The organism is Streptomyces tatrensis (assembly GCF_049310065.1).
Lineage (GTDB): Bacteria > Actinomycetota > Actinomycetes > Streptomycetales > Streptomycetaceae > Streptomyces.
The window spans coordinates 4,653,978-4,671,164 of record NZ_JBMDLB010000011.1 but is presented as its reverse complement, the minus strand read 5'-3'; the positions used below and the strand labels follow the sequence as shown (position 1 = coordinate 4,671,164).

Annotated in this window: 25 protein-coding genes; 21 read left to right on the top strand and 4 right to left on the bottom strand. The window is 70.0% G+C overall.

Features of this window, described 5'->3' with window-relative positions; genetic code table 11:
• Positions 1-37: 37 nt before the first annotated feature.
• Positions 38-832, bottom strand: a complete 795-nt coding sequence (locus tag ACODT5_RS37050) for a class I SAM-dependent methyltransferase (RefSeq protein WP_422523420.1) — start codon at positions 830-832, stop codon at positions 38-40.
• Positions 833-1,165: 333 nt separating this feature from the next.
• Here ACODT5_RS37050 and ACODT5_RS37045 point away from each other — a divergent pair, with 333 nt between their 5' ends.
• The gene (locus ACODT5_RS37045; RefSeq protein WP_422523419.1) at positions 1,166-1,825 is read left to right on the top strand and encodes a DUF998 domain-containing protein; all 660 of its coding nucleotides are present in this window, start codon (positions 1,166-1,168) and stop codon (positions 1,823-1,825) included.
• A gap of 3 nt (positions 1,826-1,828) precedes the next feature.
• Here ACODT5_RS37045 and ACODT5_RS37040 read toward each other — a convergent pair whose 3' ends face one another.
• The gene (locus ACODT5_RS37040) at positions 1,829-2,800 is read right to left on the bottom strand and encodes a sigma-70 family RNA polymerase sigma factor (protein ID WP_422523418.1); all 972 of its coding nucleotides are present in this window, start codon (positions 2,798-2,800) and stop codon (positions 1,829-1,831) included.
• 330 nt (positions 2,801-3,130) lie between these two features.
• Here ACODT5_RS37040 and ACODT5_RS37035 point away from each other — a divergent pair, with 330 nt between their 5' ends.
• The 4 genes from ACODT5_RS37035 to ACODT5_RS37020 all read left to right on the top strand — a co-directional run bounded on the left by ACODT5_RS37035 (position 3,131) and on the right by ACODT5_RS37020 (position 5,254).
• Positions 3,131-3,406 carry a hypothetical protein gene (locus ACODT5_RS37035; protein WP_422523417.1) on the top strand — a complete coding sequence of 92 codons (276 nt, stop codon included), beginning with the start codon at positions 3,131-3,133 and terminating at the stop codon, positions 3,404-3,406.
• 201 nt (positions 3,407-3,607) lie between these two features.
• Entirely contained in the window at positions 3,608-3,832 is a 225-nt protein-coding gene (locus ACODT5_RS37030; RefSeq protein WP_422523416.1) for a type II toxin-antitoxin system VapC family toxin, read from the top strand.
• 394 nt (positions 3,833-4,226) lie between these two features.
• Positions 4,227-4,673 (top strand): GntR family transcriptional regulator, encoded by a 447-nt coding sequence (locus ACODT5_RS37025; RefSeq protein WP_422523415.1) that lies wholly within the window; start codon positions 4,227-4,229, stop codon positions 4,671-4,673.
• A gap of 11 nt (positions 4,674-4,684) precedes the next feature.
• Positions 4,685-5,254 (top strand): HD domain-containing protein, encoded by a 570-nt coding sequence (locus ACODT5_RS37020; protein ID WP_422523414.1) that lies wholly within the window; start codon positions 4,685-4,687, stop codon positions 5,252-5,254.
• On the opposite strand, the gene ACODT5_RS37015 is transcribed toward ACODT5_RS37020, so the two are convergent.
• Together ACODT5_RS37015 and ACODT5_RS37010 are read right to left on the bottom strand one after the other, a co-directional pair.
• Complete coding sequence (locus tag ACODT5_RS37015) at positions 5,242-5,715, bottom strand: NUDIX hydrolase (RefSeq protein ID WP_422523413.1); 474 nt, start codon at positions 5,713-5,715, stop codon at positions 5,242-5,244. The two genes, ACODT5_RS37020 and ACODT5_RS37015, sit on opposite strands and share 13 nt — an antisense overlap.
• Complete coding sequence (locus ACODT5_RS37010) at positions 5,712-6,482, bottom strand: helix-turn-helix domain-containing protein (protein ID WP_422523412.1); 771 nt, start codon at positions 6,480-6,482, stop codon at positions 5,712-5,714. The genes ACODT5_RS37015 and ACODT5_RS37010 overlap by 4 nt, the downstream gene beginning before the upstream one ends.
• A gap of 571 nt (positions 6,483-7,053) precedes the next feature.
• Between ACODT5_RS37010 and ACODT5_RS37005 the strand changes: the two genes are divergently transcribed.
• The 16 genes from ACODT5_RS37005 to ACODT5_RS36930 all read left to right on the top strand — a co-directional run bounded on the left by ACODT5_RS37005 (position 7,054) and on the right by ACODT5_RS36930 (position 17,076).
• The gene (locus tag ACODT5_RS37005; protein WP_422523411.1) at positions 7,054-7,356 is read left to right on the top strand and encodes a hypothetical protein; all 303 of its coding nucleotides are present in this window, start codon (positions 7,054-7,056) and stop codon (positions 7,354-7,356) included.
• On the top strand, positions 7,353-7,952 hold the full coding sequence (locus ACODT5_RS37000) for a hypothetical protein (RefSeq protein ID WP_422523410.1): 600 nt from the start codon (positions 7,353-7,355) through the stop codon (positions 7,950-7,952). The genes ACODT5_RS37005 and ACODT5_RS37000 overlap by 4 nt, the downstream gene beginning before the upstream one ends.
• The gene (locus ACODT5_RS36995) at positions 7,949-9,127 is read left to right on the top strand and encodes a conjugal transfer protein (protein WP_422523409.1); all 1,179 of its coding nucleotides are present in this window, start codon (positions 7,949-7,951) and stop codon (positions 9,125-9,127) included. Before ACODT5_RS37000 ends, ACODT5_RS36995 begins: the two co-directional genes overlap by 4 nt.
• A complete protein-coding gene (locus tag ACODT5_RS36990; protein ID WP_422523408.1) occupies positions 9,124-9,492 on the top strand; it encodes an RRQRL motif-containing zinc-binding protein in 369 nt (122 codons plus the stop codon). The genes ACODT5_RS36995 and ACODT5_RS36990 overlap by 4 nt, the downstream gene beginning before the upstream one ends.
• 11 nt (positions 9,493-9,503) lie before the next feature.
• Positions 9,504-9,728 (top strand): hypothetical protein, encoded by a 225-nt coding sequence (locus ACODT5_RS36985; protein ID WP_422523407.1) that lies wholly within the window; start codon positions 9,504-9,506, stop codon positions 9,726-9,728.
• 61 nt (positions 9,729-9,789) lie between these two features.
• Entirely contained in the window at positions 9,790-10,086 is a 297-nt protein-coding gene (locus ACODT5_RS36980; RefSeq protein WP_422523406.1) for a hypothetical protein, read from the top strand.
• A 241-nt stretch (positions 10,087-10,327) separates the two neighbouring features.
• Complete coding sequence (locus ACODT5_RS36975) at positions 10,328-12,538, top strand: cell division protein FtsK (RefSeq protein ID WP_422523405.1); 2,211 nt, start codon at positions 10,328-10,330, stop codon at positions 12,536-12,538.
• Positions 12,539-12,677: 139 nt separating this feature from the next.
• The gene (locus tag ACODT5_RS36970; RefSeq protein ID WP_422523404.1) at positions 12,678-12,929 is read left to right on the top strand and encodes a hypothetical protein; all 252 of its coding nucleotides are present in this window, start codon (positions 12,678-12,680) and stop codon (positions 12,927-12,929) included.
• A gap of 19 nt (positions 12,930-12,948) precedes the next feature.
• Complete coding sequence (locus ACODT5_RS36965; protein WP_422523403.1) at positions 12,949-13,146, top strand: hypothetical protein; 198 nt, start codon at positions 12,949-12,951, stop codon at positions 13,144-13,146.
• 33 nt (positions 13,147-13,179) lie between these two features.
• Positions 13,180-13,368, top strand: coding sequence for a hypothetical protein (locus ACODT5_RS36960; RefSeq protein ID WP_422523402.1), 189 nt, complete (start codon positions 13,180-13,182; stop codon positions 13,366-13,368).
• 67 nt (positions 13,369-13,435) lie between these two features.
• Entirely contained in the window at positions 13,436-13,828 is a 393-nt protein-coding gene (locus ACODT5_RS36955; protein ID WP_422525147.1) for a hypothetical protein, read from the top strand.
• A 61-nt stretch (positions 13,829-13,889) separates the two neighbouring features.
• Positions 13,890-14,054, top strand: a complete 165-nt coding sequence (locus ACODT5_RS36950; RefSeq protein ID WP_422523401.1) for a pRL2-8 — start codon at positions 13,890-13,892, stop codon at positions 14,052-14,054.
• The gene (locus ACODT5_RS36945; protein WP_422523400.1) at positions 14,051-14,212 is read left to right on the top strand and encodes a hypothetical protein; all 162 of its coding nucleotides are present in this window, start codon (positions 14,051-14,053) and stop codon (positions 14,210-14,212) included. The genes ACODT5_RS36950 and ACODT5_RS36945 overlap by 4 nt, the downstream gene beginning before the upstream one ends.
• 12 nt (positions 14,213-14,224) lie before the next feature.
• The gene (locus ACODT5_RS36940; protein WP_422523399.1) at positions 14,225-14,515 is read left to right on the top strand and encodes a hypothetical protein; all 291 of its coding nucleotides are present in this window, start codon (positions 14,225-14,227) and stop codon (positions 14,513-14,515) included.
• 84 nt (positions 14,516-14,599) lie between these two features.
• On the top strand, positions 14,600-15,529 hold the full coding sequence (locus ACODT5_RS36935) for a bifunctional DNA primase/polymerase (RefSeq protein WP_422523398.1): 930 nt from the start codon (positions 14,600-14,602) through the stop codon (positions 15,527-15,529).
• Entirely contained in the window at positions 15,526-17,076 is a 1,551-nt protein-coding gene (locus ACODT5_RS36930) for a YfjI family protein (RefSeq protein ID WP_422523397.1), read from the top strand. Before ACODT5_RS36935 ends, ACODT5_RS36930 begins: the two co-directional genes overlap by 4 nt.
• Positions 17,077-17,187 lie beyond the last annotated feature (111 nt).

Genomic DNA, 17,187 nt, shown 5'->3' with positions numbered 1-17,187 from the left:
GCTCCCGCCGTCTCGGCCGCGCTTCCCTTCCATGCAGTCACAGCTTCCGTTGCCCCGCACCTCGTGCCGGTCCGCACGGCAAGGATCGCGTCCGTGAGGCCAGCCGGGTGGCGCGCAGGACGTCCGCTTCCGGCGAGGCCGTGCCCTCCAGCCGGAAGCCCGCGTCCGCCAGCTCCTCCTCCAGCGCACGCGAGGTCATCGGCCACAGGTGGAAGGTCTCCTCCGCCCGGCGCACCACCCGGCCCTGCCGGTGCACCCGGTACGAGTAGGCGTACCGGATCCGTCGCCCGTCGGGGCATTCGGTGAGCCAGCCGGCGTAGGTGTCGGATCCGACCCGCGCCTCGCCCAGCAGTCGGCGTCGCGGGCCGTCCGGCAGCCGGGCCGGTGGGCGGTCGAGGAACAGCAGGCCGTCGGGTACCAGCCAGGCGGCCAGTGCCCGCCACACCGCAGGGCGTTCGGGGGGAGACAGGCAGGCGATCACCCGGAGACACACCGCGAGGTCCGCCTGCCCTTCGAGTTCGGACGCGATCCCCTGAGCCGGGCAAGCGTGGACGGTCACCCGGTCGGCGACCGACCTGTCGGCTGCCGCCAGCCGGGAGAGCAGCACCGAGCGCATCGCTGTCGCCGGCTCCACCGCGTGCACCGGTACCGACGAGGCGCGCGCGAGCACCTCGGTGACCAGGCCGGTGCCGGCGCCGAGTTCCACGATCCCGACCTTGGCCTCGGCGGCGGGCGCGGCCAGCGCCGCCGCGTGCCGCTGGTACGCCGCCCGGTGCAGGATGTCGTAGAACTCCGCCGACACGCCGTAGGCATCGTCATGCCGTCCGCACATCGGGCAACGGGCCTCCTGCGGACCCGACGACTCGGCCACCGGTACCTCCACCCGTCCATCATCACCGCACCGGGCCCCGGATCGCAGGACAGCCGGGAATGAGGCCGGAACTGAGGCCGGGGTGTCGGATCACGCCTTCTAGGCCGGGGCCCTGCGTGCTCTCGGCGCCTCGATCCATGAGGGCGTGTCGTTCCGCAAGATCGGATGTGACCCAGGACACTATCGGCTGCTCGATTACTCCAGTCTTTCCCTCCGGTCATACAGCTGACAACTCCGCGGCGCTTCGGGGCACAGGACCCACGAGCGGACCCCCGGAACGAGGGAAGGCACTCCATGACCCAAACGATCAGCGCCCCGATCACTGCTCGCCCTGCGGCCCTGCCTGGTCAGAAGGCGCGGTGGCTGTTGGCCGGCGGGGCTGCGGCCGGTCCGCTGTTCCTGGGCCTGGGCGTGGTCCAGGGCTTCACCCGGGACGGCTTCGACTTCACCCGCAACGCCCTCAGCCAGCTCAGCCTCGGCGACCCGGGCTGGATCCAGGTGACCGCCTTCCTTGTCACCGGCGTCCTGGTGATCGGCGTCGCGCTCGGGCTGAGCAGGGTGATGCGCGGCGGCCCGGGTGGTACCTGGGCGCCGCTGCTGGTTGGCGTGTTCGGGGTGTCGTTCCTGGTCAGCGGGGTGTTCAAGGCCGACCCCGGGGCCGGGTTCCCAGTCGGCGCCCCCGAGGGGCGGGTGACCTCGATGTCCGCCCACGGCGCCGTCCACATGGTCGCCGGTTCGCTCGGCTACCTCGCGCTGTGCGCCGCGTTCCTGGTCCTGGCCCGCTACTTCGCCGCCCGGTCGGACCGCGCCGAGGCCGTGGTCTGCCGCCTCGTCCCGGTCGGTGTCCTCGCGGGCTTCGCGGGCTCCTCGGTCACCGTCCTGGCCTTCACCGCGGGAGCCGGTCTGGGCCTCGCCGGGCTCACCGCGGTGACTGCACGCCTCGCCACCAGATGATCCCTATCCGTCCACGCGGGCGGGCAGCCCGAACAGCGGGAACAGCCGCTCGGTGTCGCGGAAGAAGCTGATGCCGGTGACCCGGTCGGCGCGGACGTCGAGGACCTGGAGCGCCCAGGGATCGAACCCCGTGCCGTCGGCGCCGGGCCGGTACTGGCCGAAGGCGGGGGAGCCGTTCGCCACGGTGGGGATCAGCCGGGAGCCGCGGCAGCCGACGGCGGGTCCGGTCAGCCAGGCCTGGATGTCGCGGGCTCCGCGCATCCATAGGGCGTACGGGGGCAGGCACATCGTGGCGTCGATGTGGAGCAGCATGTTCAGCTCTTCCATGTCGAAGCGGGAGAAGGCCGCGGCGTACCGCTCGGCCAGGGCCCGCTGGACGGCATCGGACGGCGGGGCGGCCAGGTCGCCGGTCTCGGCGCGCCGGGCGGCGAGCGTGGCCCGGGCCCGCTGGAGCGCGCTGTTGGCCGAGGCCACGGTGGAGCCGTGGAGGTCGGCCACCTCCACGGCCGAGAAGCCGAGGACCTCGCGGAGGATCAGCGTCGCCCGCTGGCGGGGCGGCAGGTGCTGCAGCGCGGCGATGAAGGCGAGGTGGACCGACTCGTCGCCCACGGCGAGGTCCGCGGGGTCGCCGGGGCAGGGCTCGACCCAGAGGCCGGCTTCCAGCGGAGCACCCGGTTCGGTGGCGCCACTGGTGGGGCCGCACAGATCCATGGGGCGGGCCCGCCGCTTCCCGGCGGCCAGCGCGTCCAGGCAGACGTTGGTGGCGATGCGGTAGACCCACGAGCGCAGCGACGAACGTCCCTCGAACCGGTCGGAGTTCCGCCAGGCCCGGATCATCGTCTCCTGTACGGCATCCTCCGCTTCGAACACCGACCCGAGCATCCGGTAGCAGTAGCCGGTCAGCTCGCCCCGGTGATCTTCGAGCCGCTCCACCGTGACCCCCCGGGCGACTCCGGCCGTGTCGGCGCCTTCCATTCCCGCCCCCCGATACGCACAGAACCCGCAGGCCGACGCCCGCGCCGACCCAGCCCCTTGAGCAGCACGAAACTACTGGTCAGTGCAGCTGAGGGCAATGATCAAGCTCCATGCGGCAACGGCAGTTGCCGCGGCGGCGGCGCTGACCGCAGCGACGTGCAGCCACTCTCGGTGTGCCGTGGGTGTCGCGGCCGGACGCAGCCGACGGCGATTCGCCGGATGGTCCCGTCAAAGCTGGGATTCGGGTCGTTTTCGGACCTCTCCGGGGCCACCCGGCCTAGGGTGGTCTGCAGGCATGAGCCCCTGGACCACAGCGCGGAGGAGCCGATCATGAGCACTGCCCCGAATCTGCCGCTCCCGCCGCGCAGACCCGAGGAGACTCATCCGCTACGGACGATCCGGGAGATCCGGGAGTCTCTGCCCGAGCTTCAGCTTGGGCATTTCGATGCCGAGCTCGCCGACACCGACATCGATGCCTTGCCCGAGATGCTTCACCGCTGGGCGACCCTGGGCAGTGACGGGTTCCTTGAACGGCTTACGGCGGCCCCGTTCGAGGGGCTGGAGTTCGGGCAGCGGCCCTACGACGACGAGGCGGATGGCGAGTGATCTATCTGCTCGACACCAATGTGGTCGCCGAGATCACCACCCGGCCGAAGCCTGCCCCGGCCGTCGTCGCCTGGGCTCGGTCTGTTCCAGCTCCTGCCCTCCATCTGAGCGTCATCACGATCGCGGAGATCGAGGCGGGCATCCAGGGGACGCCGGATCTGGTGCGGCGTACCGCTTTCGAGCGGGCGCTCGCAGATGTCCGTGATCAGTACCGCGACCGGATCGCCGCCATTTGGAGAGCAGGAGGCACTCGCCTACCTCGCCCTTCACCGGAGGCTCAAGAGTGCCGGGACCAGCATCGATCCACCCGATGCGCTGATCGCTGCCACCGCGCTGGCGAACGGCTGGACGCTGGTGAGCCGCAACATCAAGCATCTGGCGCGATCAGGCGCACTCCTGCTGAACCCTTGGGAGTGTGAGGGATAGGCCATCGAAGCCAGAATGTGGCGGATCATCCGGTTGTGCGGCAAATAACTGAGACTGGAAGTGAGACCACGGAACGCGAAGAGCCCCACCGCAAGCGGTGGGGCTCTTCAACGTATTGCCCGGTGAGAGCAATGGCGGAGGATACGAGATTCGAACTCGTGAGGGGTTGCCCCCAACACGCTTTCCAACTGTGCGCACGCCCGTCCGGAGCCGTTCAGGAGGGTACACGCGGCATGTGAGCCGGGGGCCCTGTACGACGCTGAACGGTGGCGACCGGCGGCGTACTGGACAAAGACCAGGACAACGAATGCCGTGGGAGGAACACCCCCCGGCCGGGTGCCGAGCCTCGTGGCACCCTTGGCAGCGAGCAACGGTGAGAGCGAGAGGAGCCCACGTGTCGGAGGCCAGTCCGCGCGGAACCTACCTGGGTATTTCGGAGGCACTGCGCAGGGGAATCGAAGAGGGCGAGATCGTTGACGCGCTGCCGTCTGAGGCTGATCTCGTCAGCCTGCACGGGGTCTCCCGCAATACGATCCGCCGCGCGCTGAAGGTCCTCGAAGCCGAGGGGGTGCTTCAGTCCGCGCCAGGCAAGGGCTGGAGTGTTGCACGGGGTGGCGACCGGCGATCCCTCGTGGAGCGGATGACTGACGTGATCGCAGAGGATTCGCTGGCGATCGGTGACGTCTACCCGTCCGAGGCCAAGCTCTGCGAGCGCTTCGACGTCTCCCGCACGGCCGTGCGCCGTGCCATTGCCCAGATGGAGGGAACAGGCTTGCTCGACACTGTCCACGGCAAGGGGCGCACCGTACGCGCCCTCCCCACTCAGACCGGCCGGCCGTAGCCTTGGCCGTCATGGGACTGACTACGTGGGCGTACTCGCTCTCCGAATCGCTGCTGTCTGATCCGCTGCCGCGCCGATGGGTGCACTCGCTCGGGGTCGCCGAGCGAGCCCGCTCCCTCGGCCCGATCCTCAGTGCCGATGCGGAGCTGCTGGAAGCAGCCGCGGTGCTCCATGACATCGGCTACTCGCCGAGCCTCGCCACCACCGGTTTCCACCCGCTGGACGGGGCCCGGTTCCTCCGTGACCAGGAGGGTGCGGACGATCGGGTTGTCCGCCTCGTGGCCCATCACTCCTGTGCCCTCCTGGAGGCCGAGGAGCGAGGGCTCCGGCAGGAGCTGGAGAGCGAATTCGAGCTGGAGCGCCCCGACCTCGTGGACGCGCTGCTGTTCTGCGACATGACGACTACGCCGGACGGGCTCCACACCACGCCGGCGCGACGGCTGGCCGAGATCGTGGAGCGGTACGGCCCGGACACGATCGTCGGTCGCTTCATCCAGCGGGCGGCACCGGAGATCCATGCAGCCGCGGAGCGGGTGGAGTCCCGCATGGCCAAGGTGGCCGCCGGAGATCAGCCGATGTAGGGCTCAGACCGCGAATCGTCCAGGCCGTGCTGGATGCGCAGCCTCATGGACGGGTGGATGTCCAGGTCGTCGAGGTCCGCCGGATCCATCCAGCGGACCTCTTTCGACTCGCTGCTCGTCCGAAGTGAACCGCCGATCGGGTGGGCGCGGAAGCAGATCGAGAACTGCTGTCGCACCTCGCCGTCGTCGTAGGCGAGCACGTGCTGAGGGTCGGTGTAGAGCCCCGAGATGCCGTCGATCTCGACCGTGATCCCCGTTTCCTCCTCCACCTCCCGCACGACCGTGTCGCCGATGCTCTCGCCGATGTCGTGGCCGCCCCCGGGGAGCGCCCACAGGTCGTTGTCGGTCTTGTGGATGATGAGCAGCCGTCCGGCATCGTCACGGACGACCGCCGTCACCGAGGGGACCACGGAGTTGGCCGCCGGCGCGTTGGGGTCGCGGAAGTAGTCGATTCGGCTCATGCGTGCGGACCTCCGCAGTCGGCGGGTGATGCGATGGGCCTGGCCGTTTCCCAGACCCGTTCGATGCTCTCAGCGTACGCATCGAACAGTTCACCCCCTGGCACCCGCTGGATGTGCAGGACCGGGGCCATGTACGCGCCGACCCCGTACAGGTGGCCGTTGGCCAGCATCTCGTCATCAGCCCGGTAGATCGAGTTGTAGAGGGTGGTGGCGTGGAGCCGGAACTCGACCCCGGGGAGCCCGAAGAGGGGCCCGTAGTTGACGAGGGCGTTCCGAACCTTGCTGGCCATGGCGGATCCGATGCCCTCATCAGCACCGCGCACCGCGACAGCCGGGCTCTCCGGTTCGCCGAGCATGAAGCGGATGGAGACGCCGGCCGCTGACTTCTCCTTCACGACCTGGTGAAACGCGGAGTCTTCGGTCAGCCAGAAGCCGGAGTAGACGAGCACGTCGAAGTGCTCCTTCGCCTTCGCGTAGAGCTGCGGCCACAAGCGGTTCGGTACGACGGAGCGGTGCGGATACAGCTTGATCAGCTCTGCGTTCCCAGCCTCTGTCACCTCGGCAGATGTCCGTTCCTCCGGCCAGAGGTAGGACATCTCGCACTGAAGCAGTGAAGCGGCGGCGTACTGGAAGCGCCGGTAGGGCTTGCGCTTTGGGTCACCGATCCAGCGCTCCACCGTCTTCGCTGATACGCCTAGGCGCGCGCCGACTTGATCGAGCGTCAGGCCGCTCTCGATGATCGCGCCGCGCAGTCGTTCGTTGGCCATGCCGTGCTCTCCCCCCTGGGACGACTTGGTGCGACTTCACCGTAGCGAAGTCGTCCACAAGTCGTACATGTGCGGGGTCGATCGTCTTCGGCCCTGGGGCCAATCTGTAAGCAGATCGAGCGAGGGACTCGCGGAACCCCAAAAAGCCGAAGGGCTTGACGAAGCGAATCCTTCTCTGCAAGATGAGGAACACGTAATACATGTTCCTCATGGAACGCCCGGAGGAAAGCCCCATGGGGTGAGTACGAAGGCCGCGTCCGTTGCTTGAGAACTGAAGAGCGTGCCGACCCAGCCACATGCACAGGTGTGGTGATGGGTGCAGGCCACCACCCCGACCGCCCATGTCGGGCCAGGTGCCTGCCCGGCTCCGTCTTCTCGGCGGATCCGGCATCGCGTGATCGGAGGGCTTTGCCCTCCGTGTTGCTCCGATGGTCGTAGGTCAGGTTCGACTCCTGGCCGGAGCGCGGGCCCCGTGTGCTGGGGCTCTGTGTGCAACTCCACCCCGGGGCGGTCGCCTCTCACCACGGACCGAGACTGCCCCGGATCCCTTCGCTCGTCAGGAGAGATCCACATGCGTACGTACATCGGCGGCCAGGAGGCCGTTAGCGTCAACGAGTTCATCGAGCTGGCTCTCGGTACCCCGCTGGAGCTGTGGCTCGGCGTGGAGGGTGAGAGCGCGGAGGAGCGCGTGGCCCGCCTGGACGCGGCCCGCGACATCCTCGCCGAGAACCCGGACCTCCCGGACGACGTGTCCCGGGTCGTCGCCCAGGTGGTCGAGGCGAGTGCGCCGGAGCTGTTCAACGTCGTCCCGCTGATCCGGCGGCCCGCTGGCCGCCGTCCGGCCCGCAAGGGCGGCAAGGGGGTGGCGGCATGATGGCCACCGTCCCCGCGCCGGAGCTGCTGCTCGACCACCGGGGCAACCCCCGGGCGACCGTGGAGATGGAGCTCGACTACGAGCAGGCCCGTCTCGGCTCGGCGTTCCACGAGGCCGGGCACGCCGTGGTCGCAATGGCCTACGGCGTCCACGTGGTCTCCAGCGAGGTCATCGCCTGGTCCTCAGGACCAGGTCAGTACACCGTCACTGGGCTCACCTCGTACGAGTTCCGCCCGAGCATGCCGTGGCAGTTCGCCGCGCAGTGCGCGGCCGGCACGCTCGCCCAGGTGCAGTACCTCATGGTCCACGGCCTGTGGACGCCGGAGCGGGCCGCGGCCTGTGCTGCCGAGCACGACCGGGCGCAGGCCATCGACGTGCTCGCCGAGAACGGCTTGCTCCTGTGCTGTGACCGTGTTCCGGCGGGTGGGAAATCCTGGGGGCAGGTCAGGGGCATGGCCCGTCGGCGGGTCGGCCGCCTGTGGCGCGAGATCCGCGTCGTGGCGCACGCCATGAACGAGAACACCAGGCTCACCGGCGAGGAGATCGCGGCGTTGACCGGCCTGGCCAACGCTCCGTTTCCGGCAGGTGTGGCATGAGCGTCACGGGTAAGCCGCTGACCAGGGTTCAGCGGGTGGTGCTGGGATCCGCGTTCGTACCCATGCTTGCCACGGGCGCCGCCGGTGGGTTCGGTACGTACACCAACATCACGGCCTCGTTCGGGTCGGGGACGGCGGTGGGTGCGGTCGCGGCCGGTGAGGGTGCGACCGCTGTCTTGGCGGTCGTGTTGCTCGGACTGACCTTGCTGGGGCAGTCGGCGCCGCTGGTGATCCGGGCGGGGCTGTGGGTTCTTCCTGCTGCGGCATCGGCGATGTCGGTGATGGCCGCCACCACGGTGGGCGAGATGGTCATCTACGCCCTGACCCCGCTCGGCATGACCGCGTCGGCGGAGGGCGCCGCGTTCCTGGCCCGCCGGATCGTCGTCTACCGCGACGGCCGCGACGCTGAAGCCGAGCGGCGGGCCGCCGAGGTCGTGCAGGCTCTCGCCTACCACCGGGCACGGGCCGCGAACCATCCCGACGAGAAGGTTCGCAGGAAGTCGGACCTGAAGTCCTGGCAGCTCGCGCAGAAGGTCGGTGCCGGTGATCTCGCGCTCGGCGAGCGGCTCCTCACCGTCCAGCGCGCCCAGCTCACCACCGGTGCCGACGCGGCCCTGGCCGCCATGTTCGGCGCGGCTCCCACCGCCTCGACTGGTCTGGAGCGCTCGCCCGGACTGGGCGAGCGAGTGGGTGCCGTGACGGTGGAGCTGGAGGTCGACCGGTCGCCCCGTCCGGTCGATTTGGTGAACGCGGATGAATCGGATCACTCCACCGCAAATCGGTTGGGGTCTGACCTGCATGAGTCGACCCCCGCAGCCCCGACCGAGGTGGCCGAACTCCCCGCCGTCGAGTCGGCCGACCGGGTACTGGTCGCCGCGCCGGTCGAGCTGCCGCAGTCGGCCCCGGCCTTGGCCGTCGCCGCCGTACAGCACGCTCCGCGTCGGGCGACCGGTCGGGTACCGGAGTCGGCCCGCACACCCCGACCAACCCGCACCCCGGACGAACTCCTCGGCGAGGCACGGTCGGCTACCGCCGACTGGCCGGACGTCGAGCTGACAGCGGAGGCGATCCGCAAGGCGGTCCGCACCTCGTCGGCCAACGGCCGCACCCTGCGCGACACCCTCAAGGCCGAGCGCGCCGATCAGGTGACCGCCGTCGCGGCGGTGGCCGGATGAGCCTGACTTTTGCCCGCTGCTTCGACCCGACCGGGGCCGTCCACGGGATACCCACCTTCCCGTGGCGCCTTGCCCCGGACGGCCTCGCCACCCGCCGCCAGCTCCGCGCCCTCGGGCTCCGTCCCGGCGGCCAGGACATCGCCGGTCAGGTGCTCCGCCCACGCTTCCGGCGCGGCCCGTTGACCGCGTTCCTGTACCGCGTCGACCGGGCCAAGCCGGTCCGGCCGATGACAGCGGCCAAGACGGCCGCGCTGGCCAAGGCCAACACCGCCCGCCGCACCTGCCCCGAATGCCGCCGCGACGCCGGATACGTCATCCCGGCCTCGCTCGGCACATGCGTCCCCTGCGCCTACCCCGAGACCTGAAGGGACCCGTCATGGGCCTGTTCACCCCGAAGTACCCGAAGTCCGACACCCCTGGCGCACAGGAGCCTCCGCGCCGGATGAGCCGCGCCGACCGGAAGGCGGAAGCGGCGTCGGTCCGACAGTCCGTGCTGCAACAGAACCGCTTCGACGAGCTGGAGACCGAATCCCGCGAGCGTTCCAAGGGCTTCTGGGCGGACTACGACCGGCGGAACCCGAACAACCCCAGCCGTCCCTGACCTGCATCCCCCGAAGAACAGCGCGCCGCCTGACCACCTCGACCAGTCCAGGAGATCAGCCATGAGCACCGCTGCCAACACCTTCAAGACCTCCGTCGACAGCAATCTCGACGCCGAACACCGCGAGATCCGCAACAGCCGCCGGCGTGCCAAGCGCCGTGCCGAAGCCCGGCAGGCCAAGGCCCGTCACGCCGCGTTCGAGCTGTGCGCCTGGGGCGCGTGGGATGGCGACCGTCCCCGCGCCACCGCCGACGACGTGGCCCGCAGGGCCAACACGATGTACGGCGCCTACCTCAAGGGCGACGACATCACCGTCCAGGAGGGCGCCGACGCGCTCGCCTGGGCCATCAGCCTCTGACTCGCGAGCCCACTGACCTGCCGCCCGAGAGGTTCCTCATGCTCCGCCTCCTGCTCTGCGTCCTGGCCCGGTCCGCCACCTGGCGGTGCGGCCAGTGCGACACCTACAACGCCGACTCCGATGCCACGTGCATCTGCTGCGGCTCCTGACCTGCATTCCTTCGAAAATCCCGGGGCGGCCGTCCCTGCCAGGAAACGAGGCCGCCCCGGGCCCTCTACGCCCATGAAGGAGTCGAACCATCGTGACGGACATCAACCCGTTCGCGCCTCCGGTCGATCCGGAGGAGCACACCGCCAAGGTCGTCCCGTTCCCCAAGAGGAGCCCCGGATCGGATGCCCCCGGCGTGGGGGAGGTCAGGCCTGGTGAGTGGCAGGCCGAACTCCCCGACACCGACGACGACTCGGACGACCTCGCCGAAGGCGCCCCGGTCGACCCGCCCCGGCAGGTGTACCCGCCGTCGGTGGCGGAGTGGATGCAGGCCCACGACAAGACCCGGCAGCCGGTCCTGCCCGACTGGGTCAAGCTCCCCGACCAGCGGACCGCCGTACGCCGCTGGGCCGTCCGCCACTACTCAACCCTGGTCGGCTACCACGCGCTGCGGCTGCCGGTGGTCTACACGCCGAAGATCCTGGCCTACGCCCCCCGCGGTGCGTGGCGCTGGTCGGCCGCGGCCGGCCGGTGGGTGTTCGACGCCGAAGGTAAGAACCTCCGCCTGGCCGCCGTGCGCGCTGAGGACGCGGGGGAGTACCTGAGCCTGTCGCGGCAGCGCAACGACCGCGTCCGCCTTCGCGGCATCGTTGCCGCGGTCGCCGGGTTCGTCGGCCTGGCCGCGGCCCTGACCGTGTACGTCATGGCCCCGTCGTGGATGCTCATGCTGTCCATGGCCGCGCTGACCACCACACTCGGTGTGGTCGGGGCCCCGGCGGACAAGCCGCTGATCGACCGGGCGAAGGTCACCTTCCGCAAGCGGCGCCTGTCCTCGGACATCATCACCCGCGCCTTCGCCGCCGCCGGTCTGACCGTCAAGGACCAGGGCATTGCGTTCCCCAGGCCGATCGGCCGTGACGGGGACGGGTGGCGGGTCGTGGTCGACCTGCCGTACGGCAAGACGTTCGAGGACGCGCTCAAGAAGCACGTGCCGCTCGCCTCGGGCATCGACATCTCCCCCACCCAGCTCTTCCTGGACCGCGACGAGACCAGTGCCCGCCGGGTGTCGATGTGGATCGCCGACCGCGACCCGCTCGCCGTCCCCGCCGGCCGGACACCGCTCCTCGGCGCGACACGGGTGGACTTCTGGAAGCCGTTCCCGTGGGGCGTGGACGAGCGCGGCAACCCGGTCATGGCCAGCATGCTGTGGCTGTCCCTCCTCGTCGGCGCCGTCCCCCGCCAGGGCAAGACCTTCTCCGCCCGCACCATCGTCCTGGCCGCGGCCCTGGACCCGTACGTGCGGATCATCCTGTTCGACGGGAAGGCCTCCCCGGACTGGCGGTCCTTCTCCAAGGTCGCGCACCGGATCGGGTTCGGCATCGTGCCCCGCAACGGCTTCGACCCCGTCGAGCACCTCATCAACGCCCTGACGGAGCTCAAGGCCGATGTCGAGGATCGCTACCACCGGCTCTCCGAACTGCCCCTGCACATCTGCCCCGAGGGCAAGCTCACCCCGGAAATCTCCCGGGACAAGAAGCTCAACATGCCCCTCACCATCGTTGTGGTGGACGAGGTGCAGGAGTACCTGCAGCACCCCGTCCACGGCAAGGCCGTTCTGGAGCTGCTGGTCTACCTCGCCCGGGTCGCGCCGGCCGTCGGGGTGTCGGTCCTGAACTCCACGCAGAAGCCTGATGACCAGGCCTGCCCCTCCGTGCTCCGTGACCAGCACCAGGCCCGGTTCTCCCTGCGTGTCGGGTCCTGGCAGGTCTCCGACGTCGTTCTCGGCGCCGGTTCGTACTCCGAGGGCCTGGACGCCTCCCGCCTCCTGAAGTCCCACAAGGGTGTCGGTCTGCTCAAGGGCATGAGCGACGACTCCGGGATCGTGCGGACCTACCTCGGCGACGGTCGCGACGCCGACAGCATCCTCGTCCGGGCCCGCGCCCTGCGCGAGGAGGAGGGCACCCTCACCGGCGACGCCATCGGCGAGGTGCCCGCGCCCCGCAGCGCCGACGCGATCCTGGACGACATCGCCACCGTCCTCGGCCGCAGCGAGGACAAGGTGTGGTCCGAGGTCATCGTGGACCGCCTCGCCGAACTCGACCCCGGCAGCTACGGGCCGTGGGCCGAGCTGGAGGGCCGTGCGAAGGCCGACCAGCTCGGCACCGTCCTCAAGCCGTTCGGCATCAAGACCGACCAGGTGTGGGGCAAGACCGAGACCGGCAAGGGCGCCAACCGGCGCGGCATCGAGCGCCAGCACATCATCGACGCCATCACCAAGCGTGACAAGAACCGGGCCGCGAAGTAGCCCGAGAGGCCGCTAGGTCTAGCAACCCACGTCGCTAGACCTAGCAACCTCGCTAGCGACCCCAACCGCACCTGATCAGGTCGCTAGCGTCTAGCGGCCCACCTGCGAAAACCCCGAAAACCCGCCCAGGAGGGCCCCCATGAGCCTTGCCCTGCTCGCTAGCGCCTGCCTACTCGTCGTCACCCTCGGTTACGGCGTCAGGTGCTGGCTGTCCCCGTTCGGCACCTGCCGCAAGTGCGACGGCGTCGGCCAGCTCCTCAAGACCGACCGCAAGGGACGACCCAAGCGCGGCAAGGTCTGCCGCCGCTGCCACGGCCACGGCATACGCGTCCGCGTCGGCCGCCGCCTCCACAACCGCGCCGTCCGTATCCATCGCGCCGGCACCCGCTAACCCCAAGGGAGATCCCGTCATGGCCCGCGAGAAGTTCGCGCTCACCGACAAGGACCCGCACAGCCTCGGCGAACTCGCCAAGGTCGTCTACCTCGGCGCCAAGGCCGTCCGTCGCCAGCAGCGCGGCAAGTCCACCAAGCGCATCGAGAACGAGATCGACCGCATCCGCGAGGTGGCCCAGGCCCGCGAGGACGCCCGCGACAAGCGCCGCAAGTAGCCGCTCCTCCAACCCCGAGCAAGGAGGCCTTCCTTGGCCGTCACCATCACCCTCGTCGCGCTCTTCGGGCTCATCCTCGCGCTCCTTCTGCGCTCCAAGACCCTCGGCGTCGGCTCCGCCTTCGTCGCCGTGATGTTCGGCTTCTACCTCGCCTCCACCGGAGCCGCTCCCGCCGTCACCGAGGTCATCAACTCGCTCATCGACGCCATACCCGACCTGTAGGAGGCACCCCTTGAACCACTACGACCCGACCCGCTGGGAGACCGCCGAGATCCACCACCCGGTCCCCATGGCCCCGGCACCACTCGCTGTCCAGCAGCCGCACTTGATGCCGGACGTCCAAACGATCCAGCTCCCCGACGGCCGCATCATCACCGGCTACGCCATCGCCCCCGCCAAGGCCCCCGAGCCCGTCGCGGAGCGGCCGGCCATCAACCCGCTCGCCGTCAACATCGCCCTCGGCGGCATCGGCTTCGCCGCGGCCTGCGGCGGCCTGATGCTCCTGACCACCTTCATCGCCGCCGTTGCCGCGCTGATCCAGCAGCTCATCATCCTGGCCGCCGTGATCTTCGGCGGCTTCATCGCCGCCCAGGTCCTCGGCACCAACCGCGGGCCCGGCAGGGGCGGGACGGTCGTCAACATCCGCCGGGCCGTCTTCAAGCGCAACCACTTCCACAGCTGAGGAGAACCGACATGGACATCGACCCCGACGGCACGTTCGTCCACAAGGGCTGGTGGTAGCCGTGGCCACAGCCCAGAACCCCCCGAAGGGCGAGTGCCGGCAGTGCTGGTACCACGCTCACGCCGGCCGGAAGGCGCACGCGGGACTCGGCCCGCGTGAGGACTGCCCGGAGTGCGTGGACCACATGGTCCACGGCCACCCCGACCACATGATCGTGGGGCGGTGACCACCGTGATCGATGCCCGGGAGCCCGTACAGCTCGCCGCGGAAGTGATCCGCGAGGCCGTCACCTGCGATCGGCCGCAGTGCACGCCGGACGACCACCACCGGTTCATCACCGCGAACATACAGCTCGCCCACCGCCTGACCACCGAACAGCACTAGGAGAGAGCCCTGATGAGTTCCAGCCCCGCCTTGAGCACCACCCAGCACCCCACGCTCTACACGCAGGTCGACGGAGTGAGGTACCGGCCCGAGACCATCACCGTGATCGGGGTCCTGTCCCACATCAGCAGTGCGCGCAAGACCCCGACGCACGTGGATGCGGTCAACGTCTACGCGTTCACCGGCCGCGACGGAATCCCGCTCCACGTGGTCTACATCCACCACATCCCGGGCCGCTGGCACGGTGCGAACGACGTCATCGACGTCTACGAGATCCCCACCGCCACGCTCACCGACCTGTAGCTGTGCCCGGGGCGGTCGCCTCTCACCACAAGACCGCGACCGCCCCGGTTCTCCGTCCCTTCGCAGAAACAGGAGACCCCCAGCATGACACCCAGCCCCACCACGGCGCTGCTGCGCGCGGCCCTGGCCGCCGCTGAGCGCGGCTGGCCCGTCTTCCCGCTCCGCCCCGGAGACAAGCGGCCCGCCGGACACCCCGAACGCAACTGCCCCCGCAGCGGCCGCTGCACCGACGGCCACCGCACCCCTGAACAGCGCGCCACTGTCGCCCCCGAGCAGATCACCGCGTGCTGGCAGGCGGCCCCGTACAACGTCGGCATCGCCACGGGCCCCGCCGGTCTCCTGGTCGTGGACCTCGACATCCCCAAGGACGAGGACGGACCCGCGCCCGTGGAGTGGGCGGGGGCGACCGATGGCCTGGACGTGTTCGCGATGCTCTGCGAGCGGGCCGGTGAGCGGCTGCCGACCGAGACGTTCACCGTGCGAACCCGCCGTGGCGGACAGCACCTGTACTTCACCGCCCCTGCTGAAAAGCAGCTACGTGGGAGCGCAGGACGCCTTGGGTGGAAGGTCGACACGCGCGCCTGGGGCGGGTACGTGGTCGCGGCCGGCAGCAGGGTCGGTGCGGGCTCGTACGAGATCCTTCACGACGCTCCTCCGGCCCCCCTCCCCACGTGGCTCGGTGACCTCCTCACCACGCCGCCCGCACCCGCCCCGGTCCCCGTGGCCGTTCTCCGCGCCCGGATCGGGAAGGCGGACCGGTACGCGATGGCCGCTCTCAACGGCGAGGTCGCCAAGGTCGCGGCTGCTGCCACCGGAGCCCAGAACACGACGCTCTACAACGCCGCGTACGCCCTCGGCAGGCTCATCGCCGCGCGGACCCTCAGCGAGGCCGAGGTGACCGACGCGCTCACCGAAGCGGCCCTGGCCAAGGGCCTCGTTCCCTCCCGTGTCGCAGCCAGCATCCGCGACGGCATCCACCGCAGCGCCCGCAACACCCTGGGAGGGGCGGCATGACCACACAGCCCGTGGACAGCTCGGAGCTGTGGGCGGGCTTTGAGGCTCTGGACGCTCAGGCGGCGGCTGCTGCGCCGTGGGAGGAGCCGATCCCGCTCACGGCCCGCCGGGAACTGCCGGCGTTCCCCACTGAGGTTTTCCCGGCCTGGCTGGGCGACTACGTGCGCGCGGTTGCGGAGGAGACGCAGACGCCCGTGGACATGGCCGCCTCCCTCGCGCTCGCCGTGCTCGGCACTGCTGCCGGGGGCCGCGCGGTGGTCCACGTCCGCAGTCGCTGGCGCGAGCCTGTGAACGTGTTCGTGGTCGTCGCGCTGCCGCCGGGCAACCGCAAGTCCGCCGTGTTCAACCTGATGGCCGACCCGCTCTACCGCTGCGAAGCACTGCTGGTCACGCAGTCCGCCGGGCGGATCGTGGAGGCTGAGATCACCGCCAGGCTCGCCAGGGAGGTCGCGGACAACGCGGCGGCCAAGGCGGCCCGCGCCGACGCAGACAAGCGCGACCAGCTCGTCGCGGAGGCCATCGGCCTCGCTCAGGCCGCCGAAGCGGTCACGGTGCCCGCAAAGCCCCGTCTGCTGGCCGATGACGCCACCCCGGAGGTCATCGCCTCACTCCTGGCCGAACAGGGCGGCAGGCTCTCTGTGATGTCCGCTGAGGGCGGCATCTTCGACATCATCGCGGGACGCTACTCCGGCACCCCGAACTTGGATGTCTTCTTGCGGGGGCAGGCAGGTGACCGGCTGAGGGTTGATCGCCGGGGCCGTGAGGAGTTCATCGAGTCGCCTGCCCTGACCATGGGTCTCACCGTGCAGCCCTCAGTCCTGGAGGACATCGGCCGCATCAAGGGAGCCAACGACCGGGGCCTGTTGGCTCGGTTCTTCTACTCCCTCCCGACCTCGCTCGTCGGGCACCGCACGATCCTGCCCGACCCGATCCCGGACGCGGTGGCCGCCACCTACGAGGAGAACATCACCGCTCTGACCATGTCCCTGGCGGACTGGACGGATCCGGCGGTACTTCAGCTCTCCCCCGAAGCGGGTGACGTCCTCGTCGCGTTCGAGGAGCGCCAGGAACCGCGGCTGCGGCCCCGTGGGGGCGACCTCGCTCACGTCGGGAACTGGGCCAACAAGCTGGGCGGCGCAACCTGCCGCCTGGCCGGACTGCTCCACCTGGCCTCGCACCCCACGAACGGCCACACCGAGCCCGTCAGCGCGGACACCATGCGCGCGGCGGTGAAGCTGATCGACTACTTCACTGGTCACGCGCTGGTGGTCTTCGACCTCATGGGCGCCGACCACACCGCCAACCGAGCCCATGCCGTGCTGGAGCTGCTGCGCACCCAGCAGTGGAGCGAGGTCAGCAAGCGCGACCTCATGGTGAAGCTCTCTCGCTCCGAATTCCCCACGGTCGCTGATCTGGACCCCGCGCTGGAGCTGCTGGACGACCACGGGTTCATCCGCTGCCAGCCCGTGCAGCGCACCGGAGGCCGGGGCCGGCCGCCGTCCCCGCGCTACCTCATCCACCCCCAGCTGAGCGACCCGACCGTCTGACCCCCGCCACAGAAACCACAGAATCACAGAAATAGCCCCACCATGCCTCTGACCTGCACAAACACCGCCAGGGGCGGCAGGAGGGCCGCCGCCACAGAAACCCACGGAAGT